20 protein-coding genes are annotated in these 22,738 nt (G+C 61.0%); 7 read left to right on the top strand and 13 right to left on the bottom strand.

The window, feature by feature from the left end:
- Positions 1-129: 129 nt before the first annotated feature.
- Positions 130-1,287 (top strand): DUF4382 domain-containing protein, encoded by a 1,158-nt coding sequence (locus MRS60_RS31825; protein ID WP_131945959.1) that lies wholly within the window; start codon positions 130-132, stop codon positions 1,285-1,287.
- Between the two features lie 462 nt (positions 1,288-1,749).
- On the opposite strand, the gene MRS60_RS31820 is transcribed toward MRS60_RS31825, so the two are convergent.
- From MRS60_RS31820 to MRS60_RS31805, 4 genes are all read right to left on the bottom strand, one after another.
- Complete coding sequence (locus MRS60_RS31820) at positions 1,750-2,211, bottom strand: MarR family winged helix-turn-helix transcriptional regulator (RefSeq protein ID WP_034182347.1); 462 nt, start codon at positions 2,209-2,211, stop codon at positions 1,750-1,752.
- 162 nt (positions 2,212-2,373) lie between these two features.
- Positions 2,374-3,087: an SDR family oxidoreductase gene (locus MRS60_RS31815; protein ID WP_131945960.1), complete on the bottom strand. Its 714-nt coding sequence runs from the start codon at positions 3,085-3,087 to the stop codon at positions 2,374-2,376.
- 72 nt (positions 3,088-3,159) lie between these two features.
- Complete coding sequence (locus MRS60_RS31810) at positions 3,160-3,534, bottom strand: hypothetical protein (protein ID WP_034182349.1); 375 nt, start codon at positions 3,532-3,534, stop codon at positions 3,160-3,162.
- 30 nt (positions 3,535-3,564) lie between these two features.
- The gene (locus tag MRS60_RS31805; RefSeq protein ID WP_243567340.1) at positions 3,565-4,446 is read right to left on the bottom strand and encodes an NmrA family NAD(P)-binding protein; all 882 of its coding nucleotides are present in this window, start codon (positions 4,444-4,446) and stop codon (positions 3,565-3,567) included.
- A 379-nt stretch (positions 4,447-4,825) separates the two neighbouring features.
- Between MRS60_RS31805 and MRS60_RS31800 the strand changes: the two genes are divergently transcribed.
- Together MRS60_RS31800 and MRS60_RS31795 are read left to right on the top strand one after the other, a co-directional pair.
- A complete protein-coding gene (locus tag MRS60_RS31800) occupies positions 4,826-5,749 on the top strand; it encodes a recombination-associated protein RdgC (protein WP_175749161.1) in 924 nt (307 codons plus the stop codon).
- Positions 5,750-5,998: 249 nt separating this feature from the next.
- Complete coding sequence (locus MRS60_RS31795) at positions 5,999-6,568, top strand: YdeI/OmpD-associated family protein (RefSeq protein ID WP_243567427.1); 570 nt, start codon at positions 5,999-6,001, stop codon at positions 6,566-6,568.
- 265 nt (positions 6,569-6,833) lie between these two features.
- Here MRS60_RS31795 and MRS60_RS31790 read toward each other — a convergent pair whose 3' ends face one another.
- The 3 genes from MRS60_RS31790 to MRS60_RS31780 all read right to left on the bottom strand — a co-directional run bounded on the left by MRS60_RS31790 (position 6,834) and on the right by MRS60_RS31780 (position 8,976).
- A complete protein-coding gene (locus MRS60_RS31790; RefSeq protein WP_243567338.1) occupies positions 6,834-7,430 on the bottom strand; it encodes a hypothetical protein in 597 nt (198 codons plus the stop codon).
- A 151-nt stretch (positions 7,431-7,581) separates the two neighbouring features.
- A complete protein-coding gene (locus MRS60_RS31785; protein WP_243567426.1) occupies positions 7,582-8,319 on the bottom strand; it encodes a transporter substrate-binding domain-containing protein in 738 nt (245 codons plus the stop codon).
- A 207-nt stretch (positions 8,320-8,526) separates the two neighbouring features.
- On the bottom strand, positions 8,527-8,976 hold the full coding sequence (locus tag MRS60_RS31780) for a hypothetical protein (protein WP_243567337.1): 450 nt from the start codon (positions 8,974-8,976) through the stop codon (positions 8,527-8,529).
- Between the two features lie 231 nt (positions 8,977-9,207).
- On the opposite strand from MRS60_RS31780, the gene MRS60_RS31775 reads away from it, so the two are divergent.
- Positions 9,208-9,876: a HEAT repeat domain-containing protein gene (locus tag MRS60_RS31775; protein WP_243567336.1), complete on the top strand. Its 669-nt coding sequence runs from the start codon at positions 9,208-9,210 to the stop codon at positions 9,874-9,876.
- 145 nt (positions 9,877-10,021) lie between these two features.
- Positions 10,022-11,029 (top strand): HEAT repeat domain-containing protein, encoded by a 1,008-nt coding sequence (locus MRS60_RS31770; RefSeq protein ID WP_243567335.1) that lies wholly within the window; start codon positions 10,022-10,024, stop codon positions 11,027-11,029.
- Between the two features lie 431 nt (positions 11,030-11,460).
- Here MRS60_RS31770 and MRS60_RS31765 read toward each other — a convergent pair whose 3' ends face one another.
- Positions 11,461-12,033, bottom strand: a complete 573-nt coding sequence (locus MRS60_RS31765; RefSeq protein ID WP_243567333.1) for a cupin domain-containing protein — start codon at positions 12,031-12,033, stop codon at positions 11,461-11,463.
- An 81-nt stretch (positions 12,034-12,114) separates the two neighbouring features.
- Positions 12,115-12,525 (bottom strand): hypothetical protein, encoded by a 411-nt coding sequence (locus MRS60_RS31760; RefSeq protein WP_131948994.1) that lies wholly within the window; start codon positions 12,523-12,525, stop codon positions 12,115-12,117.
- A 226-nt stretch (positions 12,526-12,751) separates the two neighbouring features.
- On the opposite strand from MRS60_RS31760, the gene MRS60_RS31755 reads away from it, so the two are divergent.
- Positions 12,752-13,591, top strand: coding sequence for an AraC family transcriptional regulator (locus tag MRS60_RS31755; RefSeq protein WP_243567332.1), 840 nt, complete (start codon positions 12,752-12,754; stop codon positions 13,589-13,591).
- A gap of 103 nt (positions 13,592-13,694) precedes the next feature.
- Here MRS60_RS31755 and MRS60_RS31750 read toward each other — a convergent pair whose 3' ends face one another.
- The 4 genes from MRS60_RS31750 to MRS60_RS31735 all read right to left on the bottom strand — a co-directional run bounded on the left by MRS60_RS31750 (position 13,695) and on the right by MRS60_RS31735 (position 20,102).
- Complete coding sequence (locus MRS60_RS31750) at positions 13,695-14,267, bottom strand: Fur family transcriptional regulator (RefSeq protein ID WP_243567330.1); 573 nt, start codon at positions 14,265-14,267, stop codon at positions 13,695-13,697.
- Between the two features lie 124 nt (positions 14,268-14,391).
- Positions 14,392-15,861, bottom strand: a complete 1,470-nt coding sequence (locus tag MRS60_RS31745) for an efflux transporter outer membrane subunit (RefSeq protein WP_243567329.1) — start codon at positions 15,859-15,861, stop codon at positions 14,392-14,394.
- Complete coding sequence (locus tag MRS60_RS31740; RefSeq protein WP_404841739.1) at positions 15,848-18,982, bottom strand: efflux RND transporter permease subunit; 3,135 nt, start codon at positions 18,980-18,982, stop codon at positions 15,848-15,850. The genes MRS60_RS31745 and MRS60_RS31740 overlap by 14 nt, the downstream gene beginning before the upstream one ends.
- On the bottom strand, positions 18,954-20,102 hold the full coding sequence (locus tag MRS60_RS31735) for an efflux RND transporter periplasmic adaptor subunit (RefSeq protein ID WP_243567327.1): 1,149 nt from the start codon (positions 20,100-20,102) through the stop codon (positions 18,954-18,956). Before MRS60_RS31735 ends, MRS60_RS31740 begins: the two co-directional genes overlap by 29 nt.
- A 488-nt stretch (positions 20,103-20,590) precedes the next feature.
- Between MRS60_RS31735 and MRS60_RS31730 the strand changes: the two genes are divergently transcribed.
- Positions 20,591-22,726, top strand: coding sequence for a TonB-dependent receptor (locus tag MRS60_RS31730; protein WP_243567326.1), 2,136 nt, complete (start codon positions 20,591-20,593; stop codon positions 22,724-22,726).
- Positions 22,727-22,738 lie beyond the last annotated feature (12 nt).

Raw genomic sequence — 22,738 nt, 5'->3', positions numbered from 1 at the left:
CGGCATCAATCTCGCGGGCGATTTACCGATAGAACCAAAAGTTACCGTTCGTTGCAAAGATGCCCAAAATAGCAGGCTGAAGCGACGCTATTCTTTCGTTACCCACAATAACACCCATGGGGGGTGACAATGAATAAGCTCTTTAAAAGTGCCCTTTGCGCTGCAATCGTGCCGTTCGTTCTTGCCGGCTGCGGCGGCGGAGACGACGGCGGCAGCGTGCAGAACGGCACGCTGCATGTCGCGATGACCGACGCCCCGTCGTGCGGCTTCGATCATGTGTTCGTCACCGTGTCGCAGGTGCGCGTAAACGCCAGTTCGAATGCGGGCGACAACGACGGAGGCTGGTCGACGATCACGCTGCCGACGCCGCAGAAGATCGACCTGCTGTCGCTGACCAACGGCGCACTCGCCGATCTCGGCCAGACCGCGCTGCCGGCCGGCCAGTACCAGCAGGTCCGCCTCGTGCTCGCGCAGAACCAGGGCAACACGCTCGCGAACTCGGTCGTGCCGACCGGCGGCAGCGAGCAGGCTCTCGCGACGCCGAGCGCGACGCAAAGCGGCTACAAGATCATCTCGCCGTTCACGGTCCAGCCGAACACGCTCGTCGACCTCGTGCTCGATTTCAATGCGTGCAAGTCGATCGTGCAGCGCGGCAACGGCACCTTTGCGCTCAAGCCGGTCGTGACGGCAACGCCGACGGTCGTGAGCGGCGCGATTTCCGGCTACGTCGCGCAGGCCGAAGCGGGTGCAACCGTCTATGCCGAGCAGCATGGCAAGGTCGTGCGCGGCACGGTGGCCGACAGCAGCGGCAAGTTCGTGCTGTCGCCGCTGATCCAGAGCTCGACGCAGGGCAATTACGACGTCGTGATCGTGCAGAACAACGTCTCGTCGGGTGTCGTCCGCTCGGTGCCGGTGGTCGTGAACACGAGCACGGCCGTATCGACGTCGAACCTGCCGATCACGCTGCCTGCCTCGACGATGAGCACGGTCAGCGGCACGGTGACGGCAAGCGCGAACGCGCTGGTGCGCGCACTGCAGACGATCGATGCAAACGCATACGAGATCACGTCGATCAACGCAAACCTGGATACGGGCGCGTACGCGCTGTCGGTGCCGACGGCCGCGCCGATCGTCGGCACGTACTCGGGTTCGCTGCCGGTCACGCTGGCTTCCTCGCCGGCGTCGGCAGGCCAATATACGATCGAAGCGGACGCAGCGTCGGGCGCAACGCAATCGACGAATGTCAATGCAACGACTAGCCAGACGAACGTCAATTTCAATTTCTGACGGTTCAACGGCATAACGGAAAGGGCCGAACGGCCCTTTCCCCTCAACGGGAGAACGAAGTGAAAACAGGGGTTATCGCGTTGCTTGCTGCGGCGAGCATGATCGGTGCACTCAGCGGATGCGTGGCTTACGTTCCCGGTCCGCCGGTAGTGGTCGCGCCGCAAGGCGGTCCGGGGAACGGGTTCTGCCCGCCCGGACAAGCGAAGAAAGGCAATTGCTGATATGAGGCCCGCACATCGCGGGCCTTTGTTTTACCCGCTCTGCGCCGATGGAGCGAATCAGTCTGCGAGAGGCGACCTCCGCCCCACTCCGGACTCTCGACCCTGTACGAAATCAGCGGCTGCAAGCAAGTGCGGACTCAATCCATCCATGCCGCATCGTGTTTGTCGACGCCTCGTCACTTCCTGTCGTCCCGGGCAGCGGCAGTCTCGCGCGTTTGCGGCAATTCTTGTGGACCGTCAGTCAGTCCCCGGGTGGGCGTGCCGTCACATCGCCGACGACCACTCCTCTAAGCCCCTCCCGTAGCGCCGCGACATTCTCTACGCCGTTCAGCTGCTCGAACTCCCGCTGCGCTTCCCGCCATAGCGGGGCCGCTTTTTTGTGCAGGCGTCGTCCTTCTTCGGTGAGCTCAACAAGGCGGCTTCGACCGTCCGTGGGCGAGGGCTTGATCGCGACGAAGCCGTCGCGCTCAAGGAAGCCAACCATCTTCCCCATCGCCGTCCGTTCGATATCGAGCCGTTCGGCAAGGGCGTTGACCGCGGCACTTCCCACCTCGTCCAGTGCGGCCAGGGTGAGGAATTGCGTAATGCGCAGGCCCACCGGCTCGAGATGGCTATCGTAGAGGCGGGATATCTGCCTGCTCGCCTTCCTCACTGCGAAGCAGTTGCATTGATCGATTCCAAGCGGCTGGTCGAACGGCAACATCTGATTCCACTCCTCATTTCTTTTGATTGCCGGAACGCTACGCGCACGCGCGAAGGTACGGCGGTATCTTTCGATGAAAGTCGACACCGAAAACGCTGGCGCCCCGGTAATCTGCGCGCCTCAAGTCTCGCCCCGGTAGCCGACTCTCGTCATCTGCGGCGTTTAAAACCCTTCCGGCGGAGTAATGTAGCCCGGCACCTCAGCCGCTAGCGTACTCTTTAGCACCGCCGTACCCTCGTCGGCCATGACCTCGCTCTTGCCGGCAGCGAGAGCGTCATAGGTCTGCCGCACAACATCCTCGGGGCTGGCTTTAGGCACGTCAATACCATTGGTCAGGTCGGTATCCACGAATCCGACGTGCAGGCCGAGAACCTGGATGCCACGCTCATGCAGATGAAAGCGAAGCTGGTTCGTATAACTCCATGCTGCTGCCTTTGACGCCGCATACGGCGTCAGATACGGCCGCGGAAGCCACACGATGTCGGAAAGCACGTTGATGATCGCCGCATGCCGCTTGGCCGCCAATATCTGCTCGAAGGCCTGCGTGACGCGCACTACGCCGTAGTAGTTGGTATCGAACAAGCGAGTGGATTGCGCTTCGACGTCGGCCGCCAAAGGCCCGTCGATCAGAGCAGCTATGCCCGCGTTGTTGATCAGCAGCGTCGTATCCGCCGCCTGTTTCGCAGCTGCAGCGATCGACGCCGTATCCGTAACATCGATCTTGACCGGCACAATGCCCGGCTCTTCAAAGCCATTCGTGTTGCGCATGCCCGCGTACACTTTCGTCGCCCCGCGGCGACGTGCCTCTCGTGCAAAAGCCAGGCCCAGGCCGCGATTGGCGCCGGTGATAAAGACGGTGGCGTTCTTGATTTCCATGACAAGCTCCTTTGTTGAAGCCGCAGGCTCCGGGGAGATGCATCCTGCTCCTCTGGCCTGCGGGCGCCTGGTTCAAAGAAAAAGGTTTTCCGGAAGCTGCTTTGAAAGTGCCTCCCGCAGATGGCCAGCGAGAGTCAGCACAGCGTCAAGCGGGCTCATCCGTACGCTGACGCGCGGCACTGATCCGTCGGAGTTGTGGTCGACGACGACGACCGCACTCAGGTTCTCGCCGCTCGTCAGAACGGCCTCGTACTCGAGAAAGAGCCGCGAACCGACAGTCTGAGCAAATGTGGGCGTCTGCGACGCGTAGAACGTTCCGACGGCGTTGACTGCCAGCCGGATTTCGTCGCGCCCAGATACGGGGCCGCGCAACACTGAGCTGACCAACTCTGCATCGGTTGTCAGATCGTCCAGAAACGGGTGACGCTCGTCTTGAGTGTGTGCCATTTTCAAACCTCGACTCGTTTGGGGTCATGCTCACGCGAATACGGCGCGATTCAGAGTGACGAACTGCTGGACCGAGAGTGGCGGCTTTCCGGTAATTTTCTCGATGACATCGTTGGTACCTGCGAAGACGCCGTCGCGGTAGTTCTGAGCAACCTCGACCAGATGCTGCGTGAGGAACGGCGGAAATTTGTAGAGATTTTCCATCTTGATTCGAAACTCCTCGATGGAACTCGGCTCGTATTCGATCCGGGCTCCGAGCGCCTCACTCATCGCCTCGGCGATCTCGGTATGGTTCATCTCGACGGGACCATGGAGCGCATAGATCTTGCCCTCGTGGCCTTCGGGGTTGGCCAGGACATGGGCGATAACCCGCCCCTGATCATCAGTGGCGATGGGTGCGTGACGGCCATTGCCAAAGGGAAATTCAATCTTTTTCCGGGCCCAGATCTCCTTCGCAAAATGCGGATAGACGAGCCAATCGGCAAAAAACGTGGGGCGGAGATGGGTAGTCGGAACGCCCGACCAATCGAAGACCCGCTCGGAAACCCAGTGATCCTGGGCCGCGTGGCTTTTCGACTCCCGGCGCGCGGAAATCTGCGACATGTTGACGATCGCCTTGACGTCCGCCTCCTTTGCGGCCTGCGCGAAATAAGCAGCAGCCCCGATGATTCCTGGCGCGATCGGATGGAGAAAATAGGCCGACCGGATTCCTTCCATGGCTGCGCGGATGTCATTGATGTCGGTGAAGTCTCCGACGGCGATATCGACTCCGCGCTGCCTCAGGGCGGCTGCCCGATCGTCGTCGGTGCGCACATACGCGCGCACGCGCCTGCCCATCTTGAGCAATTCGTCGATAGCAATACCTCCGGTCCGTCCGGTTGCACCGCTCACAAGTATTTCGGCTTGGTTCATGGCTTGGCTCCATTTGGAAATAAGAGCATATGCTCTCTTGTAGCCAAGATAGGAGCATATGCTTCAATTGTCAAGGCATTCTTGTTCGTGCTGGACGCGATGCGTTATCGGGCTGAAGGCATTGGGGTGGGGACGGATCGACGGGTTGTCTGGCTGCCACCGTGCCCCGAGATTGCGGGCAAAGCACGAGAGCGTCGCGCGCGGCGACAGCCGAACGTCCGTCGTGGCCGACGACGCAACGCACGTCGTTCGCGGTCGAACGGCGGTTAACGGGGGCGGAACGGTCGCACGAATATCCACGCGGCGGCCTGGATGAATGGTGCTTCATGGCCGGGAAGCGTCACCGTCATATAGAATGGTGCGCTTTGCCCGTACTCCTATGTGGTTCAAGAATCTTCAGCTTCATCGTCTTCCGGCACCTTGGGCCGTTACCCCCGATCAGATGGAAAAATGGCTGGCGCCCCACGCGTTTCAGCCGGGCAGCAGCGTCGAGATGCAGCGCTTCGGATGGGCGTCGCCGCGTGACGACGGCGCGCTTGTGTATTCGATCAACCGGCAGATGCTGCTGCTGTTTCGTGCCGAAAAGAAGCTGCTCCCGGCGTCGGTCGTCAATCAGGTGACCAAGGCCCGGGCGCTTGAAGTCGAGGAGCAGCAGGGCTTCAAGGTGGGGCGAAAACAGCTGCGCGAACTCAAGGAGCAGGTTACCGACGAACTGCTGCCGCGCGCGTTCACCATTCGCCGCGATACCCGCGTGTGGATCGATACGGTGAACGGCTGGCTCGTCATCGATGCGGCTGCACAGGCGCTTGCCGACGACGTTCGCGGCCTGCTCGTCAAATCGATCGATCAGTTGCCGCTCGCCAGCGTTCAAGTGGCGCTTTCGCCGGTCGCCGCGATGACGGATTGGCTGCTGTCGGGCGAGGCGCCGGGCGGATTCACCGTGGACCAGGACGCCGAGTTGCGCTCGAGCGGCGAAGGCGGCGCCACGGTGCGATACGTCGGCCACGCGCTGGAAGCGAACGACATGCGCCGGCACATCGAGGCCGGCAAACAATGCATGCGCCTCGCGATGACCTGGGATGACCGGATCTCCTTCGTGCTGACACCGTCGCTGACGATCAAGCGTGTCACGCCGCTCGACGTGATCAAGGAGGCGGCGGATCCCACCGCGCAGAACGACGATGAACGCTTCGACTCGGATTTCACGCTGATGACGGGTGAATTGGGGCGGATGCTGACCAGTCTCGTCGATATCCTGGGTGGCGATCAGCAGGACGCGATTCATAAGGCGGCAGCAGCCTGAACTCCGTCGGCTGTCGAGGGTCATCGCCCCGCGACGGCGGGGCTTCGCGCTGACGCGACATTTCGAGGAGGACCGTCGCCGCGCTGGCGGCGGGGCGCGGCTGGGCGCTCGCGACCCAAACCAGCCGACGGGCCAGTGGCTTCCGAGCGACCGGGCTTTGGTCGCACCACGGACGTCGATGTCCGTATAAACGCGGTTAGACTGCGGACGCCTTCCCCGCACATGTACTCGACCATTCTGGATGGCAACATGACCGAATGCGCTCCAACGTTTACCAGTCAGGCCGAATGGGAAAGCTGGTTGGCGCAAAACGGCAGCACTTCGAGCGGAGCATGGCTGCGTCTGGCGAAAAAAGGCACCGAGCAGCGAACCGTAACCTACGAACAGGCGTTGGAAAGCGCCCTCTGCTACGGCTGGATCGATGGTCAAAAGCAGGCCGAGAGCGAGCAATACTGGCTACAACGCTTCACCCCTCGCTCCGCAAAAAGCATCTGGTCCAAACTCAACAAAGACAGGGCTGAAGCGCTGATCGCCGCAGGCAGAATGCGCCCGCCCGGTATGCGCGAAATCGAGAAGGCCAGGAAGGACGGCCGCTGGAAGGCCGCTTATACGTCGGCCAGCAACTCGATAGTGCCGGACGACCTACAGGTGGCTTTGGACGCAAATCCGGAAGCCCAGAAGTTATTTGCAACGCTGAACAGCCGTAACCGCTATGCCATCCTGTTTCGGATACAGAATGCCAAAAAGCCAGAAACAAGGGCGCGTAAAATCGAGGAATTCGTCAACATGCTGAACCGTGGCGAAACCTTTTATCCTTAGATCTTGCGCTTCTGACGGGGATTTTGCTAAACGAGGGGATATAACCCGTAATGGCCGCTTCGGCTCAGCAGCCGTGATGCGTGAGACATGCCCGAAGGGGTGTTGCTGGCCGGCAACCGCCGGACGTGACCGGTTGAATCCGCCACCCGTTTCGGTCATCCCGTTTGATACAAAGCGGCCGTTCACGTGGCGAAAGTGCGGCTTTAGTCAGTTCGCTGGATACGACGCCGGGATTCGGCACGTAACACGCAGGCTGCCGCGTTTGCTACGCGTCTGCTATGTCAAGTAAGGTTGACGATGCTACATTTCGTCGTTCCAGAACCCATCCGTGTGTCGCGATAGAGTGAATGCGGACAACTCGCTCGAGACATGCCCTTGCCCGTGCGACGTTACCCACATGCAGATGGCAATATCCAAGGTAAAAATCACGCCATCCGGGATCTATCGGGAAAGCCAGTTCGCTCGCAATCACCCCATCATGGACAGCCTGCAAAATACGTTGAATCGACGAAAATTCGTTTAGATACGGAAGTACGTCGGTCGAAATGAGATTCCTGACCTTTTCGAATTGAGACTGATCGTTCCGGTCATACCAAGCGTTTCCCTCGTCGGTAAAGTCGCCTATTCTCCTGACGGCATGCATCGAGACCTTATCGTTGATCGGTGAAACCGTGTAAGACCAAAATACATTAATCGTGTATTTTCCAGCCAAATACCCGCTGCCAGGCTGAAACTCCATCCCTTGACGGAGTCCTTCAACGTGGCGCTGTATGAGGCGGGGCTTCGACAGTTCAAATCCGTGAGAGGTCAACTCCTCACGGACGAAGTGCCGGATCCATTTTTTTAAGGTCGCGTCGGTCACGATCCACTCATTCCTAGAATTGACGCTTGTTTGAAGTCCAGGTGCTACGCCACTAGCTACGCATTCGGTCGCGACATGCGTTCACACGCTTGAGTGATTGTCGACGATCCGGGTCAGCAGGTCGAGTGACCGCTTCTGGCCGAGCGCCGACCTATCCTGCGTTCAAGACAGCTGGATCGATCTCACTATCTGTCAGCCCAAATCTCGCCATGCGAGCGCGATGATCTGGCGAACCGAGATATGAACGAAGTCGCTGATTAACCGCTTTTAAAAGATCCCCGTTCTCTCTGTTAAATGAAAACGCTCCTAGCGGAGGCGTCCGCTGTCTGCCGTTCATTTCCGGCTCGTGCGCGACGGCCTCGATCACCGAGTTGCCCATCCGGCTCGCAACAATTCGATTTCCCAAGGCCGTACTCGCATATGCGTCAATCGCGCCAGAGAGAACGGCTGCGATCGCGTCGGCCTGTTGCTCGAAAATGACGATTTGCTCCTGGCTTACGCCTGACGCCGTCGCCGAATCACGCTGTACCTGTCCGGCAATGATGCCGAGGCGCGCATCGGGACATTCGGCGATTGAGGAATAGCTACTGAGCGCTCTCGGATTTCCTGGTCGAACCAGAAAGCCGTCCTCGATTCCCCATACCGGCACGCTGAACGCCACAGTATTGCTGCGCTGCGGCGTCACAAAGAGAGGAACGTTCATGTCCCAGCGACCTTCTTCAACGCCGGATAGCAATTCGCTGAACGTCGTCAGGCAATGCTCGATCCTGGTGACGCCGATCTGTCGCAGGATCGTCCCGGCGAGCTCGATATCAGCACCGGTAGCGGTGCCATCCGCTTCGGTCCAGCCGAATGGAGGTTCTTCGATGTACGCAATCGTTACCTTCATCGCTTCGTCTCGCAAACCGAAAACGGCCGCCAGACTTGGCGGCTGATTGTTGACGATTTTACTCTCATGCATAAATGCCTCTTCCCGGACTCGGCCAGCTGTGGTCCCGGCGGCCCGGGACCGGCTCAAACCGACCCGCGGCAGTCAGTCAATATCCTCGGAAGCAGACGTTTGCAGTTTGAGGTTCACGCCCAATTGCTGGACGGGTCACTGGAGAACAATAACCTTTCCACCATTGTGCTCAAACTCGGAGCGGGTCGTACGACGGACCTCCTGAGCCAGCGAGCCACTGTGAAGAATGTCTCGAAAAGACACTTGTGGTGATCGATAAGCATTTCGGAACACCTGGAACGAGACGCCTTCGACGCTCGGCGCCGCTTCTTCCGCATATACCAACCATGAACACTTGAGGTCTGATCGTTTAAGAGCGGTGTTTACTCGGCGTTCAACAGTAAGGTATCCGTCGGTACCATCTGTTATTGCGCGAAACTCTTCTGCGGTTACCTGCGTAACAACGATTTCCGGTTGAACCGTGCTCGTTAAGGACACCCATCCCATAGTCGCCATGTCGGTGTCGGCGGAAAATTCAACGATGGGAAATTCGCTTTCACTGGAGTTCGACTGCAACCAGACGATCGTATCGTAAATAGTAGCCATGGCAGAGAATATGCAAATCACGCAGGTCAAATCAGTCCGATAGGATCAATTGTCGGCGAACTGAGACTCGATGTCGAACGGCCGCTCCTGGCCGCCCGTCGCCCGTCACCTGCGGAGGAGGCGGTGGTCGGCCCCACGAACGGCTGCTTCGGCGTGCAATTCGCCCCTCGCCCGAAAACACTTGACCTTGTCACAGTGACAAGGCGTCCACTGTCGGGCCAGGAGGCGTTCATGACCCGTCACTATCCCCCGACTTCCCGTCACGCACTGACCACGGCACTCGAGCATCCAGATGCTTCGCACCGTCTTGCGGCTGCGCTTGGTGCCGGCACGGCTCCCGATCCAAGCCAGATTACGCTACTGGTGAAGCGTTGCGGTGTCGAACCGGATTTCTTCGTTCGCGACATGCTCACCTGGGCGCTCACCCGGCATGCGCAGGATCTGACCTTGCCATTGCTGCTTGACGAGCTGCGCTCGCCGTCGGCGCAAGCGCGTAGTCAGGCGCTACATACGCTCTCGAAGATCGGCGCCCCCGCAACCTGGTCAGCGATCACAAGCGGGCATCTACATGACCCCGATCCGGAGGTGGCACGAACTGCGTGGCGCACCGCAGCGGGGCTGGTGCCGACCTGGCAACGAGCCGCCTTGGCACGCGAACTGGTTCGCGAGCTAGGCCGCGGCGACAAGGACCTCAAGCGGAGTCTGAGCCGGGCATTACTCATGCTTGGAGACGACGCCATGGCCCCGCTCGATGCGGCGGCGGCCCGACACACGGACCCGGCGGTTCGCGTTCATGCCTGCGCGAGCCTCAGGCTCATCGCCGATCCGGAGAGTGCGTTTGTGCTCGATCCAGCCGATGCGTGGCGCGCAGGTACACCGTTGCCCTACGCCCTTGAATAGGCGGGTTGACGGCGATCGATGTGATGAGCCACGTGTTGGCCGAGGTGATGGAAGCCGTTGGCGGTTTGTTAGAATTTTCGAGGCTCGATTGGAGCCAAGGCCGAGACACGAGGCGGCGTGAACCAGATGACACCGGAGACAAGTGATGCGCATCAGCGAGTTGGCCAATCGTTCCGGCGTCAGCGCACGCATGCTGCGGCACTACGACGCGATCGGACTGGTCAGCCCATCGGAACGTACGGAAGCGGGATACCGCGAGTATTCGCAAGCCGATGCCTTGCGCCTGTTCCAAGTGGAGAGCCTGCGTTCGCTGGGCCTTGGGCTGGCCGAGGTGCGTCAGGCGCTCAGCCAACAAGCGCCTCACCCCGATGTGCTCATTGATGCGCTGATGGCTCGCAGCCGCGAGCGGCTGGCCGCAGAGCAAGCGTTGCTTTGCCGGCTGACTGCTGTGTCCGCCACCTCCCCCGAGGATTGGTCAGCAGTGCTTGATGTCGTGCATCTGTTGAAAGGACTGGAGTCGACGCATGCTCCTGAGAGACAGCGTGCTGCGTTTGACGCCGCGTCCAGCGATGCCCCGCTTGCAGCACTCATCGCCCACGCACTGCTCCAGGAACAAGAGCCGAATGTCGCAGGTGCGCTGCACTGGGCGCTGGGAAGAACCGTAGGCAGCGGCACCAGCGTACTTGGCGCGGCGCTTCAACAGCCCGATCCGGCAGTACGCGAACGGGCCGTGCTCGCGCTGGCGAAACTCGGAGGTTCCGATGCGGTGGAGACCTTGCGTGGCTCGCTCCTTGACCCCGCGGAGCGCGTGCGGTATCGCGCTGCGCGGGTGCTTGGCGGATGGGGGATCCGCGACGCCATTCCCCTGCTGATCGAGCAGGTTCTTGGCGGGACTCACGATGTCGAGGCGGCCGATGCGTTAGCCGATTTGGCGGAAGACCCTGCGATCGCAAAGCAAATTGTGGAGCGCTTTGAAGCAGCGATCTCAGACGGTCCAGCCGATGTCCAGACCCGTGTACGTATTTGTCAGGCGCTCGCCGAATTCAATGGCACGGCGTCGGCCCTGCTTGCCCGGCTGGCCGCCGATCCAGACCCGTCCGTGGCGCGCAATGCTCGTTACGTGATGGGTATTCGCAACGACGCGCCAACGTAGTCGAGCTTGAGTTTGATAGTCGGCCTCTTCCTTGGAGGCGAATGCCCTCGTTTCCTGTCTCTCCTGGATCCGTCGGTGGGGAAATAGTCTTCTCGCTTGCTCGGCAGCAGACGTGCGCTTGTCCGGGAGGGTCTCATATCAGGAGCGGCCGGAGATAGCCAAGAAGCCGCCATTTCGACTTCAGACGCCAAATGTCAGCTTCTGGCCGACTGCTGCCCGACGTGGGCAGCAGCAGCCGACCCACTCCAGCCGGTCGCCGTGCCAACAGTGCAAGGGCAGGTAACGGAGCGCTCCGGCCGGAAACGCCATTCGACGGAGGAAAGGAGTCGAGGTACGGATCGGAGGGTGGGCCGGAAGCGAGGGTGGGGGCACAAAGAGCGTCTACGGCCCCACAAAAGTCGCCGAGCGCCCATGTGCGCGCCGCGCGCCGGTCAAAGCAGCCGCGGCGTGCCCACCCAGACCAGCACGGCTTCGTCGTCGCGCGTGTTGGCCCAGATATGCGGAATTGTCGATTCATAGTGCGCGCTGTCGCCCACGCCGAGCACGAACGTTTTGCCTTCAAGCGTGATCGTCACTTCACCGCTGAGCACATGCACGAATTCCTCGCACGCGTGCGTGGTTCCTTTGCCTGGTCGCTCGCCGGGCGACATGCGCACGAGAATCGCTTCGAGTTGGCGGTCGCCCGGCCGAATCGACAGGCGCGCAAGCAGATCGGCGGAATCGGCGAAGGCGAAGTACCGCAGATCCTTACGGCGTCGCACGCAACTTTCCTCGGTCGGCGTATCGATGAAATAGCTGGCGGAGACGCCCAGCGCTTTCGCGATGCTCGCGAGCGAAGTGATCGACGGGCTGGCGTGATCTCGCTCGACCTGCGAAAGAAAGGGCTTGGAAAGCTGCGAGACGGTCGCGACGTCGTCCAACGTGCGACCCTGGCGCTGGCGCAGCAAGCGAATCTTGCTGCCGACGGAGACGGAGCGCTGGGTTTCGACCGTTTTCAATGCCATTGACCTGCCTCATTTCTTCGGTGCTCGTACCGCCTCTTAACGCGCCGGCCTCCAGATTCCGACCGACCTCATTAGTCGGGCCTAGTGCGACCATGCATCCGTTTGCTCGCCCAGCAACAACCTCTGCGCCAGGGCCAGCGCCTCGTCTTTCGTCGCAACCGTGAGCATGGGATAGCCCCAAAATTTTTCGTACACCAAAGCGAACGCCTTGGTCGCCAGTCGCTTAGCGGTATTCGGTTCGATGTAGATCCCTGCCTTGACGAAGGTCCGCAATTCGCTCTTGTGGCGTTTCATCCAAAGCGAGGTTTGCTTCCTTTCTTCCGGCGAATGTTCGTGTTCGCCTTTATCAAGCCCCTCGTCGTTGAGTAAAACGAAAACTTCCTTCCGTGCGAGCAATCCCTCGAACTCGGCAAAAGGCGAGACTGTGGGGTCGGTGCCTGGCGCGTTTAGTCGCATCCAGACCAAGGGGAACTTCGAGGCGTCAATCAACATGCCAATACTCCTTCGGCGCATCACGGGAAATAGCTGGCAGCCCCACTTCGTCAAGAAAATGGGATACCCCTCCGGACCGGAAGCGCAATAGCCCTGGCGAGCAGAACGACCAGCATGGTCAATCACACGATACCGACGGAATGACTGGACGTCATTGCACAAGTTGGCCATAATGTTTTTCAATTAGGCCATCGCCTCATCTTGGATCCGAAGCCCGATACGCATCATGTCAAGCATTGCCATCACCGATCCGACCGTGGCCAAGGACGTGGATAACCTGCCCCGGCCCGTTGTCGCCCTGAGTGCCATGTCGGTAGCCAAGGGCTGGGAACATGCGAGGCATCGGCACCGAAGGGCGCAACTGCTTTACTCCGTCCGTGGCATCCTCAACTGCGAAATTGAAAACGGTGTCTGGATCGTTCCGCCGCAATGCGCGGTATGGATACCGGGAGACTTGCCCCACTCGGCACGGGGATCCGGTGAAACCGAATGTCATTGCCTGTTTGTGGAGCCTGATGCCGCACCGGATCTTCCGAAAACCTGCTGCACGATCTCCGTCTCGCCATTGCTGCGCGAGTTGCTTCTGAAGGTGGCCGGCTTCCCCGCGTCATACCCGTCGGGAGGCCGGGAAGACCGACTGATTGCCGCGTTGCTTGATGAGTTGGCGGCGGCTCCGGTAGAAGACCTGCATTTGCCGATGCCGCGTGATCCGCGATTGCGCCGACTCGCGGAAATGCTGTTGGCCGATCCTACCGACAAAACCTCAAAGGGCGATTGGGCCACCCGCATTGGCATGAGCGAGCGAAGCATGAGCCGGCTTCTGCTGCACGAAATCGGCATGAGCTTCGGACGCTGGCGCCGGCAACTGCATGTGATCCTTGCGCTTCAACGCCTGACCGTCGGCGAAAGCGTGCAAACGGTGGCGCTGGAACTGGGCTACGAAAATGCCAGCGGGTTCATCACCATGTTCCGCAAGGCGGTAGGCAAGCCGCCAGCACGGTACCTTTCCGATCGAACGACAAACGCGCAGTCTGATGCCGTACGCGGCATCGTGCTTCCCGAATGAGTCTCACCTTGAGTGGAGCGTGCCGTCGTCCACCGAGCATGGCGGCCTGTCGGCAAAAAGCGGCGAGCCGCTGTCAGATCGGGCGACCTTGTTTTAAGGTCACCTACTCTCTTCCCCTGCGGGACGGCCGACATTCCGCACACGTCACGGTGATGGTAAAAGCTGGCTCGTTGTCGAGATCGAAGCCTTCCTTGGTCGCCAGTGATCGGAGATGCTCGTGCAATGCCCGATCCTCGATAAAAACCAACCGCGCGCCACAGCGGCAGCGCACGGTGTCGTTCTGAAGGTTCTTGCTGTCCGGCTTGAGCGCGTAGAGTGCGCGGCCTTGAGCGCCCTCCGTACGGACCAGCAAGCCGGAGGTCCATAAATCATTCAGCGCACGGTAGATCGAGGCCGGTTTGAGGCTGTCGAGTTGCGTGCAGAGGATGCGATACATTTGACTGGCATCGAGACAGCGCGGCGCCGCCTGTTCCAGTACGGACAGGACACGGGTACGAGCGATCGTCGGTCGCAGTCGGCTGGCCGCCAATCGTTGTTCCTGAGACGACATCGGCGGTGTGGTCGCCGGACAGGCTGCTGTGGTGTGCTTCATCGTGTGTTTGCCAGACGGCACGCGCTTGCTACCGAATGATGTAATCAGGTCAATGATCCGAGGCGGGTCGTCGTGCGGGTCCATATCCGTATTCCTTCGCTATGCCGAACTTCCGGTTGTTCGCGACAACGCGGAGCCGCGTGGCTAATGGTTGGCATCAGATATCGGCGCGACGGTGAGATCGCCCACGCGCCGATGCCCTCAAGCATTACTTTGTACTGGCCTGTTCCCAGCCACCACCAAGCGCCTTGAATACGCTGACTCGCGCAGAACCGACTCGCTGGTCAGCTGCGGCCACCTGGGCTTTCGCGTCGATCAGACTGGTCTGTGCGACGATCACGTCGAGATAGCTGATGGAGCCGGCGCGGTAACGCTGGTCGGCCAGCCGGAAGGCATTCTCGGCCCGGTCACGCGCCTCTACCAGCGCATCGCGCTGTTGCATCGCCGCGCCATAGGCGCTCAACGATTGCTCCGACTCCTTCAGTGCATTCAGCACGGCACCGTCGAAGCTGGCCAGCGACGCCGCGCTTTGTGCCTTCGCCTGCGCAATGCGACTGCGAGCCACCATCATGTTGGGGAACGTCCACGAGATGAGCGGCCCGAAAGAGAAGGACAAGGTGCGATTGCCTTTCAGGTAGTCGTTGCGCAGGTAGTTACCCGAGGTGCCCAGCGTGACACGCGGATAGAGATCCGCCACGGCCACGCCGATGCGGGCGGTATCCGCCGCCAGTTGGCGCTCGGCCTGACGCACGTCGGGGCGACGACGCAGCAGCGCAGTGCCATCGCCGACCGGCAACGCACCGGAAATCTCGGGAGCCTTGGTGCAGGCACGCGCCGGTTCAGGCACTTGCGAGGGCGTGCGCCCCGTCAACGCGGCCAGCTCGAACAGTGCGGCTTCGCGCTGGCCTTGCAAGGGCGGCAATGCGGCCTGGGCCTGAGCCAGCGTGACGCCAGCCCGTTCGACATCCAGATGCGACGCCGATCCCGCGCGCGCCTGGCTGTCGATGAGATCCAGGCTGCGCTGTGCCAGCTCGACGGACGAGTGCGCCACGCCGATGGACTCACCGTAGCTGCAGGCGTCCACATAGGCCCGCGTCGTCTCCGCAACAACCACTACCCTGGCGGCATCGTAGGCGGCGGCGACTGCATCGGTGTCGTCGCGAGCAGCCTCGATGTCGCGCCTGACCCGACCGAACAGGTCGAGTTCATAGGAGACGTCGAGGCCTGCGCTGTAGCTCCATTGCGCGGGGGCCTGGCCGGTGCCGGACCACGTGGTCTGATCGCGCCCGTATCCCACGCCGCCTGACACACTGGTCGAAGGGAATTGCCCGCTGCGCGCTTCCGTGTAGATGGCCCGCGCGCGATCGAGGTTGGCCATCGCCACGCGCAGGTTGGTATTGGCCGACAAGGCTTCCTGCACCAGCTTGTCGAGCGCGGGATCGTCATACAGCTTCCACCAGTTCGCGGGCAGCGCTTCGGCAACATCCGTATTGGACGGGTGACTGACGAAGGGGCCTGCAGCGGTTTCCGGTAAGGCTGGCGCGTGGTAATCGGGGCCGCTGGCGCAACCTGCGGTGATCACGGCGACGGCCACCGCCATGAAGGCAGCGCGCGGAGAGGGAAGCGTCGCCGGACGCGACACAATACGCATCGCAGGAACCGGTTTAAAGGGCGACATCGGGAGCCTCCGCAGTAGCGAGTTCGCGGGCGCGAGAACTTTCCGCCGTTACCCGGTGATCCTTGGCGATGAAGCTGTAGATGGTCGGTAGTACGAACAGTGTGAAGAAGGTACCGACCATCATGCCCATCACCACCACGATGCCGATGGAGAACCGGCTGGCCGAGCCTGCGCCGTCTGCGAACAACAGCGGCACAAGGCCGGCAACCATTGCCGCCGTGGTCATCAAGACAGGACGCATCCGCACCGCCGCCGCCTTCTCGATCGCCTCGATGCGGCTCAGGTTTTCGTGGTGCTGAATATGGTTGGCGAAAGTGACCATCAGGATGCCGTGCTTGGAGATCAGGCCGATCAAGGTGACCAATCCGATCTGGGTGTAGATATTGAGCGTGGCAAAGCCCAGCCACAGCGGCACCAGCGCGCCGCAGACCGCCAGCGGCACGGTCACCAGGATCACCAGCGGATCGCGCAGGCTCTCGAATTGCGCGGCCAGCACCAGGAAGATCACCACCAGCGCGAAGCAGAACGAGACCAGCAGACGGTTGCCTTCCTGCACGAACTGGCGGCTGTCGCTGAGCCAGTCCACACTGGTGCCGGGCGGCAGCGGCTGCGATTGCAGGAACTTCACCGCCTCGCCCATGCTCACGCCCGGCGCCGGCAGCATTTCGAGCGTGGTCGAATTCATCTGGCCGAACTGGGTGAGCTGGTTCGCTTGCGGGCGCATCTCGACATGCGTCACGGTCGACAATGGCACCAGTGCGCCGGAGGTCGTTTTGACATAGAAACGCCCGAGGTCTTCCGGTGTCATACGCTCGGCGCCGCGCACCTGCGGAATCACGTCATAGGAGCGGTCGTGGAAGTTGAAGCGATTGACGTAGTTTTCGCCGACCAGCACGGCAAGGGTATCGGCGACAGACTGCATGGTCACCCCCATTTCGCTGGCCTTCGCATTGTCGATCGTGATGTGCGCCTGCGGGCTGTCGTAGGACAGGTCGTTCTGCACGTAGAGGAACAGACCGCTGGCATAGGCCGCTGCCTTGATCTTCTCGCCGGTCTCGTACAGCGTCTTGAAGTCGTCGGGCGAGCGCAGCACCATCTGCACCGGCAGGCCGCCGCTGGAACCCGGTAGCGGGGGCAACTGCACGGCGGTCAACGTCTCGCCGTCGATGGCGCCGCCGGCGGCTTGAATCTGCCCCTGGATTTCGGTGGCCGACCGCTTGCGCTTCGACCAGTCCTTGAGGATCGCGCCACCGAGCATCATGTTCTGGCCACCGGCGGAGTCGCCGATGTTCATGAAGCTGCTGTCGAACTCGGGGATCTGCTCGAACAGCTTTTCGATCTGCTGAGCATAGCGGGCGGTGTAGCCCACGCCGGCATATTGCGGAGCCTTGGTGACGACGATGACGGCGCCCTGATCCTCGGTCGGCGCCAGTTCGCGGCGAGTGCCGGTGAACAGCACCGCGATGGCGGCCAGCACGGCCACACCGACCAGCAGCACCGCACCGCGAGCGGCGAGCGTGCGGGCCAGCAGGCGCCCATAGAACGCCGTCAGCCCTTCCATGTAGTGCTCGACCCGCTTCGCCAGCCGTCCCTCGCCCTGCCTCGAACTGAGCAGCATCGAGCTCATCACCGGCGAGAGCGTCAGCGCGACCACGCCCGAGACGATGACCGAGCCGGCCAATGTGAAGGCGAACTCCTTGAACAGCGCGCCGGTCAGCCCACCCATCATGCCGATTGGCGCATAGACCGCCGCCAACGTGATAGTCATGGCGATCACCGGCCCGACGATTTCGCGTGCGCCGAGCAGGGCCGCGCGCACAGGTGTCAGCCCCTCCTCAATGTGTCGATGGATGTTCTCCACCACGACGATGGCATCGTCCACCACCAGACCGATCGCCAGCACCATCGCCAGCAGGGTCAACAGGTTGATCGAAAAACCGCAGACCAGCATCAACGCAGCGGTGCCGACCAGCGACAACGGAATGGTGACGACCGGAATGATCACCGCGCGGAACGTGCCGAGGAACAGGAAGATCACCGCGATCACGATCACGATGGCTTCCACCAGCGTGTGTTTGACTTCCTCGATCGAAGCATTGACGAAGCGCGCTACGTTGTAGTTCGGCGCTACCGTCAGTCCTGGGGGCGCCATTGCACGAATCCTGGTCAGCAGTTCGTTGGCCTGCTTGACGATCTCCAGTGGATTCCCGGCCGGCGTGGGCTGGATGGCGACGAAGATCGCGGGTATGCCGGTAGCGAACGAGAGGCTATTGTAGTTTTGGCCACCTATTTCCACGGTGGCGACATCCGACAACCGCACGACGCCTCCGCCGGGACCCGACTTCACGACCATCTGGCGGAAGTCCTCGACGCTGCGCAAATCGGTGGCCGCGCTGATGTTGGTGACGGTCAGCGCGCTCTTGAGCTGGCCCGGCGCGGCCTGCACGTTGTTGGCGCGCAGCGCGGCCGATATCTCGCCGGCCGACAGCCCGCGCGCGGCCAACCGCACCGGGTCGATCCAGATGCGCATGGCCAGCGTCTGGCCGCCATAGACGTCCGCGGAGGCCACCCCCGGAATGCTGGTGAGCAGAGGCTGTGCAACCCGCGATGCGAAATCCGTCACTTGCGGGATCGACAGCGTCTTGCTGTAGAAGGCGATGTATTGCACGGCTGTACCGCCCTCGGTGGACTTGCTGATGACCGGATCGGTGATGCCCGCCGGCAACTGGTACTTGACCTGCTGCACCTTGGCAAGGATCTCGGTCATCGCGCGATCGGCGTTGGCGTTGAGCACCAATCGCGCCTTGATCTCGCTCTTGCCTTGCGTGGTGGTCGAACTCAGGTATTCAATACCGCTGGCCGTGGCGATGGACTGCGCGATCGGCGTGGTCACGAAACCCTGCATCACGTCCTGGGTTGCCCCTGGAAGCGTGGTACTGACCGTGATGGTGGCGTTTTCGAGATAGGGGTATTGCCGCACCGGCAACAGGAAAATCGACGTGGCACCCATCAGCAGAATGAGCAGGCTGACGACCAGTGCCAGGATGGGTCGACGGATGAAGATGTCTGTAAAGCGCATGGCGTGGTTTCCTTTACCGCGCGCTGGCGCTGGAGGACGCAACGGCCGGGGCGTCAGGTGTCGCCGTTGCCGAAGGGGGCGTGCTGTTGATTTTTACGGTCGCACCGGGCGGAAGACGGTTCTGGCCAGCCATCACCACGACGTCGCCAGGCTTGACGCCTTGGGTTACCAGAACCTCCTCCCCGAGCCGGCGGCCGGTGACGACCGGCACGGCAACCGCCTTGCCGACTCCCTGCGCGTCGGCCCCTTTCACGACCACCACGCTGTCACCAGAGGCCGAAGTCTGGATCGCCGTGAGCGGCAATACGATATTGTCGGTCGTGGCGGGCAATACCAGCCGCGCCGTCACGTACATGCCGGGTTTCAGCACCCGGTCGGTATTGGGCAACAGCGCCTGAACAGCCACATTGCGGGTTTCTCCATCGATACGCGGTTCGATGGCGCTGATCCTGGCGGTGAATACCCTCCCCGGCACCGCATCCACCGTTACCTGAACCGGTGCGCCCGACGTCAGCCTGGGCATATCCTGCTGAGGCAACGTGAAGTTGACATAGAGCGGATCGAGCTGGGTCAGCGTGGCGATCGCGTCACCGGCGTTGAGATACTGACCCAGGTTGATCCGTCGGATACCTAACTGACCGGAGAACGGCGCGCGGATCGCCTTTTGCTGAATGCGTGCGTCCAGTTGCCGGACTGCCGCCGCAGCCTGGGCAGCGTCCGCCTTATGTTGTTCGAGCAATTCGCGCGGTTCCGCGCCGGTAGGCGCCAACGCTTGCGAACGCCTGAGTTGCAACTGGGCGAAATCGGCTTTGGCCACGGCAGCGGCACGATCTGCCTGTTCGGGGGCATCGTAGAGCTGAATCAGCACCGCCCCTTCCTTCACCGACTGGCCTGCGTCGAAATTGACGGCGGTCACTCGCCCCGAGGTATCGGGAGCCAGCAGCACTTCATGCACGGCTTGCAGGCTGCCGACGGCCTGCCACTCGTCGGCCACACTGCGAGGCGCTGCGCGGATCGTCGAGACAGGCATCGGCGGCATGGCCTGTTGTTCCGCGCCGCCGCTGCGAACAGCGCGCCAGGCATACAGCAGGCCGAAGACCACGACCAGCCCAACCACGCTTATGACAATGGGTTTGGTACGGGAGAGAGCGGCGGTGCTCATGCGCGCCCCGCTCGAGCAAAGGGTATCGAGATGGCGCTTGAACGGCCGCGCATGGCCGATCTGCCGATGATATGTGAGTGCACGGGTATTCCTCGGGAAGGACGAAGTACTCGGCCGGCCGGAGAACAGACATGGCAGGCCACGATGAGGCGCAGCCTACCCGTGCACCCACACTTCTACATTGCGAAATCTAGTCAATTTATTTCGCAATACGGCCATCTCGATGGAAAGACATACACTTGGCCTGATTGAACAAGGAATTGGCCAAATCTCGCTACGGAGGTGTGTCGCCGAATCGGTAAATTGACGATCCCGATAATGCAAATGAGTCTCGTTTAATGTCTAGCACGCCTCATATTGAAGGGCAATGTGCGGTCCATCGCTCTCCCTTTCATCCATCCGTTGGCAGAAGTTCAGGCTCGATCGATGCGATGCGCGAAGGGCTCCCGGCGTGTGGCTTGCGTGTCGTCCGTACCGTCCGACATACATTGCTCAACGCAACGATTGCCGCAGCCGTCGCCGTCGCTGCTCCGGACGTGTTCGCTACCGAAGGACAGCAAGCGCAATCAACCACCGAGTCGCCGGATAGCGGCACGTCGGCATCGAGCGCAGAGAGCTCGGTCCTTGAGCCCGTCACGGTCACCGCCCGGAAAACGACCGAACGCCTTCAGGATGTGCCTGAAAGCATCACGGTTCTGCAGGCGAAGACCTTGAAGGAATCGCCCTTCGATCCAGGTGTGGCTATCGCCGGCCATGCGCCCAATGTGCAATGGGTCAGCCGCGCCACAGGCTCCCAGTGGTTCTCGATTCGCGGTGTCAGTTCACTTGGGACGCCTGCCAACTACGCCGATGGCACGATCGCGTTCAATGTCGATGGTGTGCCGAACAGCATGATGAGCGCGTCGAACATGTTGCTCGACGTCGACCATATCGAAGTGCTGCGCGGCCCTCAAGGCACGCTATGGGGAACCAATGCGCTGGGCGGCGCCATCAACGTTGTCACGAAGCAGCCTGACGGAACTCGGGATGTTCACGTGACAACCGAGGTCGGCGAACACGGCTATCGCATGGGCGAGGCGGTTCTTGGCGGCAATATCGTGCCAGGACAACTCGACGGACGCATGGCGATCCGTTATGGCCATGAGAATGGCGATATACGCAGCCTTTATACCGACAAGCTGGGCAAGCGCGACATCGGTGCGTTCCGTGGAGGACTACGCTTCACGGGGCTGGACGACACGCTCATCACAGTGACGGGCAACTATCTGCATGATCAGGCTAACTCCCCGCTCTATGTCCTGCGTAGCGCCAGTCAGTTTCCGACCAGTGGCATCCTGACCGAGCCGGACTTGAAGACGACGCAAGCGGGCGCCACCGTGACCGTCGAGCACTTTTTCAAGAATTTCCAGCTCACTTCCATCAGTTCCTACCAGCACAACAAGCTGGAAAGCGAACTCGATCTCGTGGACAAACTTGTCTATGACGCGATCGGGTTTCCCGCATCCAGTAACGTGGGCCATTCGACGGATCAGGAGAACATCTTCAGCCAGGAGATTCGGCTGAATTCACTCGAGGGTGCCCCGGTTCGCTGGGTCGTCGGCGCCAGTGCCATGCGAACCAACGGCATACGCTGGTGCAGCAGTACGCAGTGCGCGCCGCCTCCGTATTCCGGCTCAGTCGCGATGAAAAGCAATCTCGACACGACCAATCTAGGACTGTTCGGGGACGTTTCGATCCCGTTTGCGAACCGCTGGGAGTTCTCGATCGGCGGTCGGGTAAGCCATGACAATATCGAGATGAAGCAGGACAACTCCCTGGGCCTCGCTTCGCTGACCGGCTCCAACTCAACGTCGCAAACCTATCCGACAGGTCGGGTAGCACTGTCCTTCAAGTGGACGAACGACATTCAAAGCTACGTGTCGGTTGCTCGTGGTCACGCGTCACGGGTGTACCCGCTCTTTAGCTATCCGGTCGATGGCGTCGTGGCCAATCCCTATCCGGCCGCATTGGGTTGGACTTACGAGGCAGGCGTCAAGGCCGATCTTCTTGGTCATCGTCTTCAAATCGATGCCAGCATCTATCACAACGACATCAAGAACGGTGTCATGTCCTATCTCGATCCTTCGCTTGGCGCCTTTCGGACGACATACCAGGACTACAAGACCAGTGGTTTCGAGTTTCAGGCGCGCGCGCTCATCGCTGAAGGCTTGAGCTTCTCCGGGGGCGTCGGCTACATCCATAGCGAACTCGGAGCCAACGGCGCTGCGGTCAATACGGTCGCTGGCAATCCTGTTCCGAACACACCGAAATGGACGGCGACGGCCGGGCTGCAATACGAAACCTCAGCCAAGGTAATTCATTTGCCGGGCACGCTCTCCGCCGACCTTCAATACCAATATACAGGCAAGCGCACCGCAGATATCGACAAATCTTATTACCTTGACGCCTATAGCCTTGTGAATGCCCGGATTGGATGGAAGAACAAGGATCTCGAAGTCTATCTGTTCGGCCGCAATCTTTTCGACAAACGCTATGAAACCTTCGGCAACCTGTTCAACGGCATGCAACTGGTTTCGGTCGGTCGCGGCCGTACCCTGGGGGTAGGCCTGACCAAAAGCTTTTGATTGCCGCCAGTA

The organism is Burkholderia pyrrocinia (assembly GCF_022809715.1).
GTDB classification, from domain to species: Bacteria; Pseudomonadota; Gammaproteobacteria; order Burkholderiales; family Burkholderiaceae; genus Burkholderia; species Burkholderia pyrrocinia_C.
This window is presented reverse-complemented; position numbering and strand designations above follow the sequence as displayed.

Coding starts and splice junctions, on each gene's coding strand:
- MRS60_RS31750 (WP_243567330.1), bottom strand. CDS start 14,267: ATGGACCCGCACGACGACCCGCCTCGGATCATTGACCTGATTACATCA.
- MRS60_RS31795 (WP_243567427.1), top strand. CDS start 5,999: ATGACCGAATGCGCTCCAACGTTTACCAGTCAGGCCGAATGGGAAAGC.
- MRS60_RS31765 (WP_243567333.1), bottom strand. CDS start 12,033: ATGGCATTGAAAACGGTCGAAACCCAGCGCTCCGTCTCCGTCGGCAGC.
- MRS60_RS31760 (WP_131948994.1), bottom strand. CDS start 12,525: ATGTTGATTGACGCCTCGAAGTTCCCCTTGGTCTGGATGCGACTAAAC.
- MRS60_RS31775 (WP_243567336.1), top strand. CDS start 9,208: ATGACCCGTCACTATCCCCCGACTTCCCGTCACGCACTGACCACGGCA.
- MRS60_RS31785 (WP_243567426.1), bottom strand. CDS start 8,319: ATGAAGGTAACGATTGCGTACATCGAAGAACCTCCATTCGGCTGGACC.
- MRS60_RS31805 (WP_243567340.1), bottom strand. CDS start 4,446: ATGAACCAAGCCGAAATACTTGTGAGCGGTGCAACCGGACGGACCGGA.
- MRS60_RS31810 (WP_034182349.1), bottom strand. CDS start 3,534: ATGGCACACACTCAAGACGAGCGTCACCCGTTTCTGGACGATCTGACA.
- MRS60_RS31820 (WP_034182347.1), bottom strand. CDS start 2,211: ATGTTGCCGTTCGACCAGCCGCTTGGAATCGATCAATGCAACTGCTTC.
- MRS60_RS31825 (WP_131945959.1), top strand. CDS start 130: ATGAATAAGCTCTTTAAAAGTGCCCTTTGCGCTGCAATCGTGCCGTTC.
- MRS60_RS31815 (WP_131945960.1), bottom strand. CDS start 3,087: ATGGAAATCAAGAACGCCACCGTCTTTATCACCGGCGCCAATCGCGGC.
- MRS60_RS31735 (WP_243567327.1), bottom strand. CDS start 20,102: ATGAGCACCGCCGCTCTCTCCCGTACCAAACCCATTGTCATAAGCGTG.
- MRS60_RS31745 (WP_243567329.1), bottom strand. CDS start 15,861: ATGTCGCCCTTTAAACCGGTTCCTGCGATGCGTATTGTGTCGCGTCCG.
- MRS60_RS31770 (WP_243567335.1), top strand. CDS start 10,022: ATGCGCATCAGCGAGTTGGCCAATCGTTCCGGCGTCAGCGCACGCATG.
- MRS60_RS31800 (WP_175749161.1), top strand. CDS start 4,826: ATGTGGTTCAAGAATCTTCAGCTTCATCGTCTTCCGGCACCTTGGGCC.
- MRS60_RS31780 (WP_243567337.1), bottom strand. CDS start 8,976: ATGGCTACTATTTACGATACGATCGTCTGGTTGCAGTCGAACTCCAGT.
- MRS60_RS31755 (WP_243567332.1), top strand. CDS start 12,752: ATGTCAAGCATTGCCATCACCGATCCGACCGTGGCCAAGGACGTGGAT.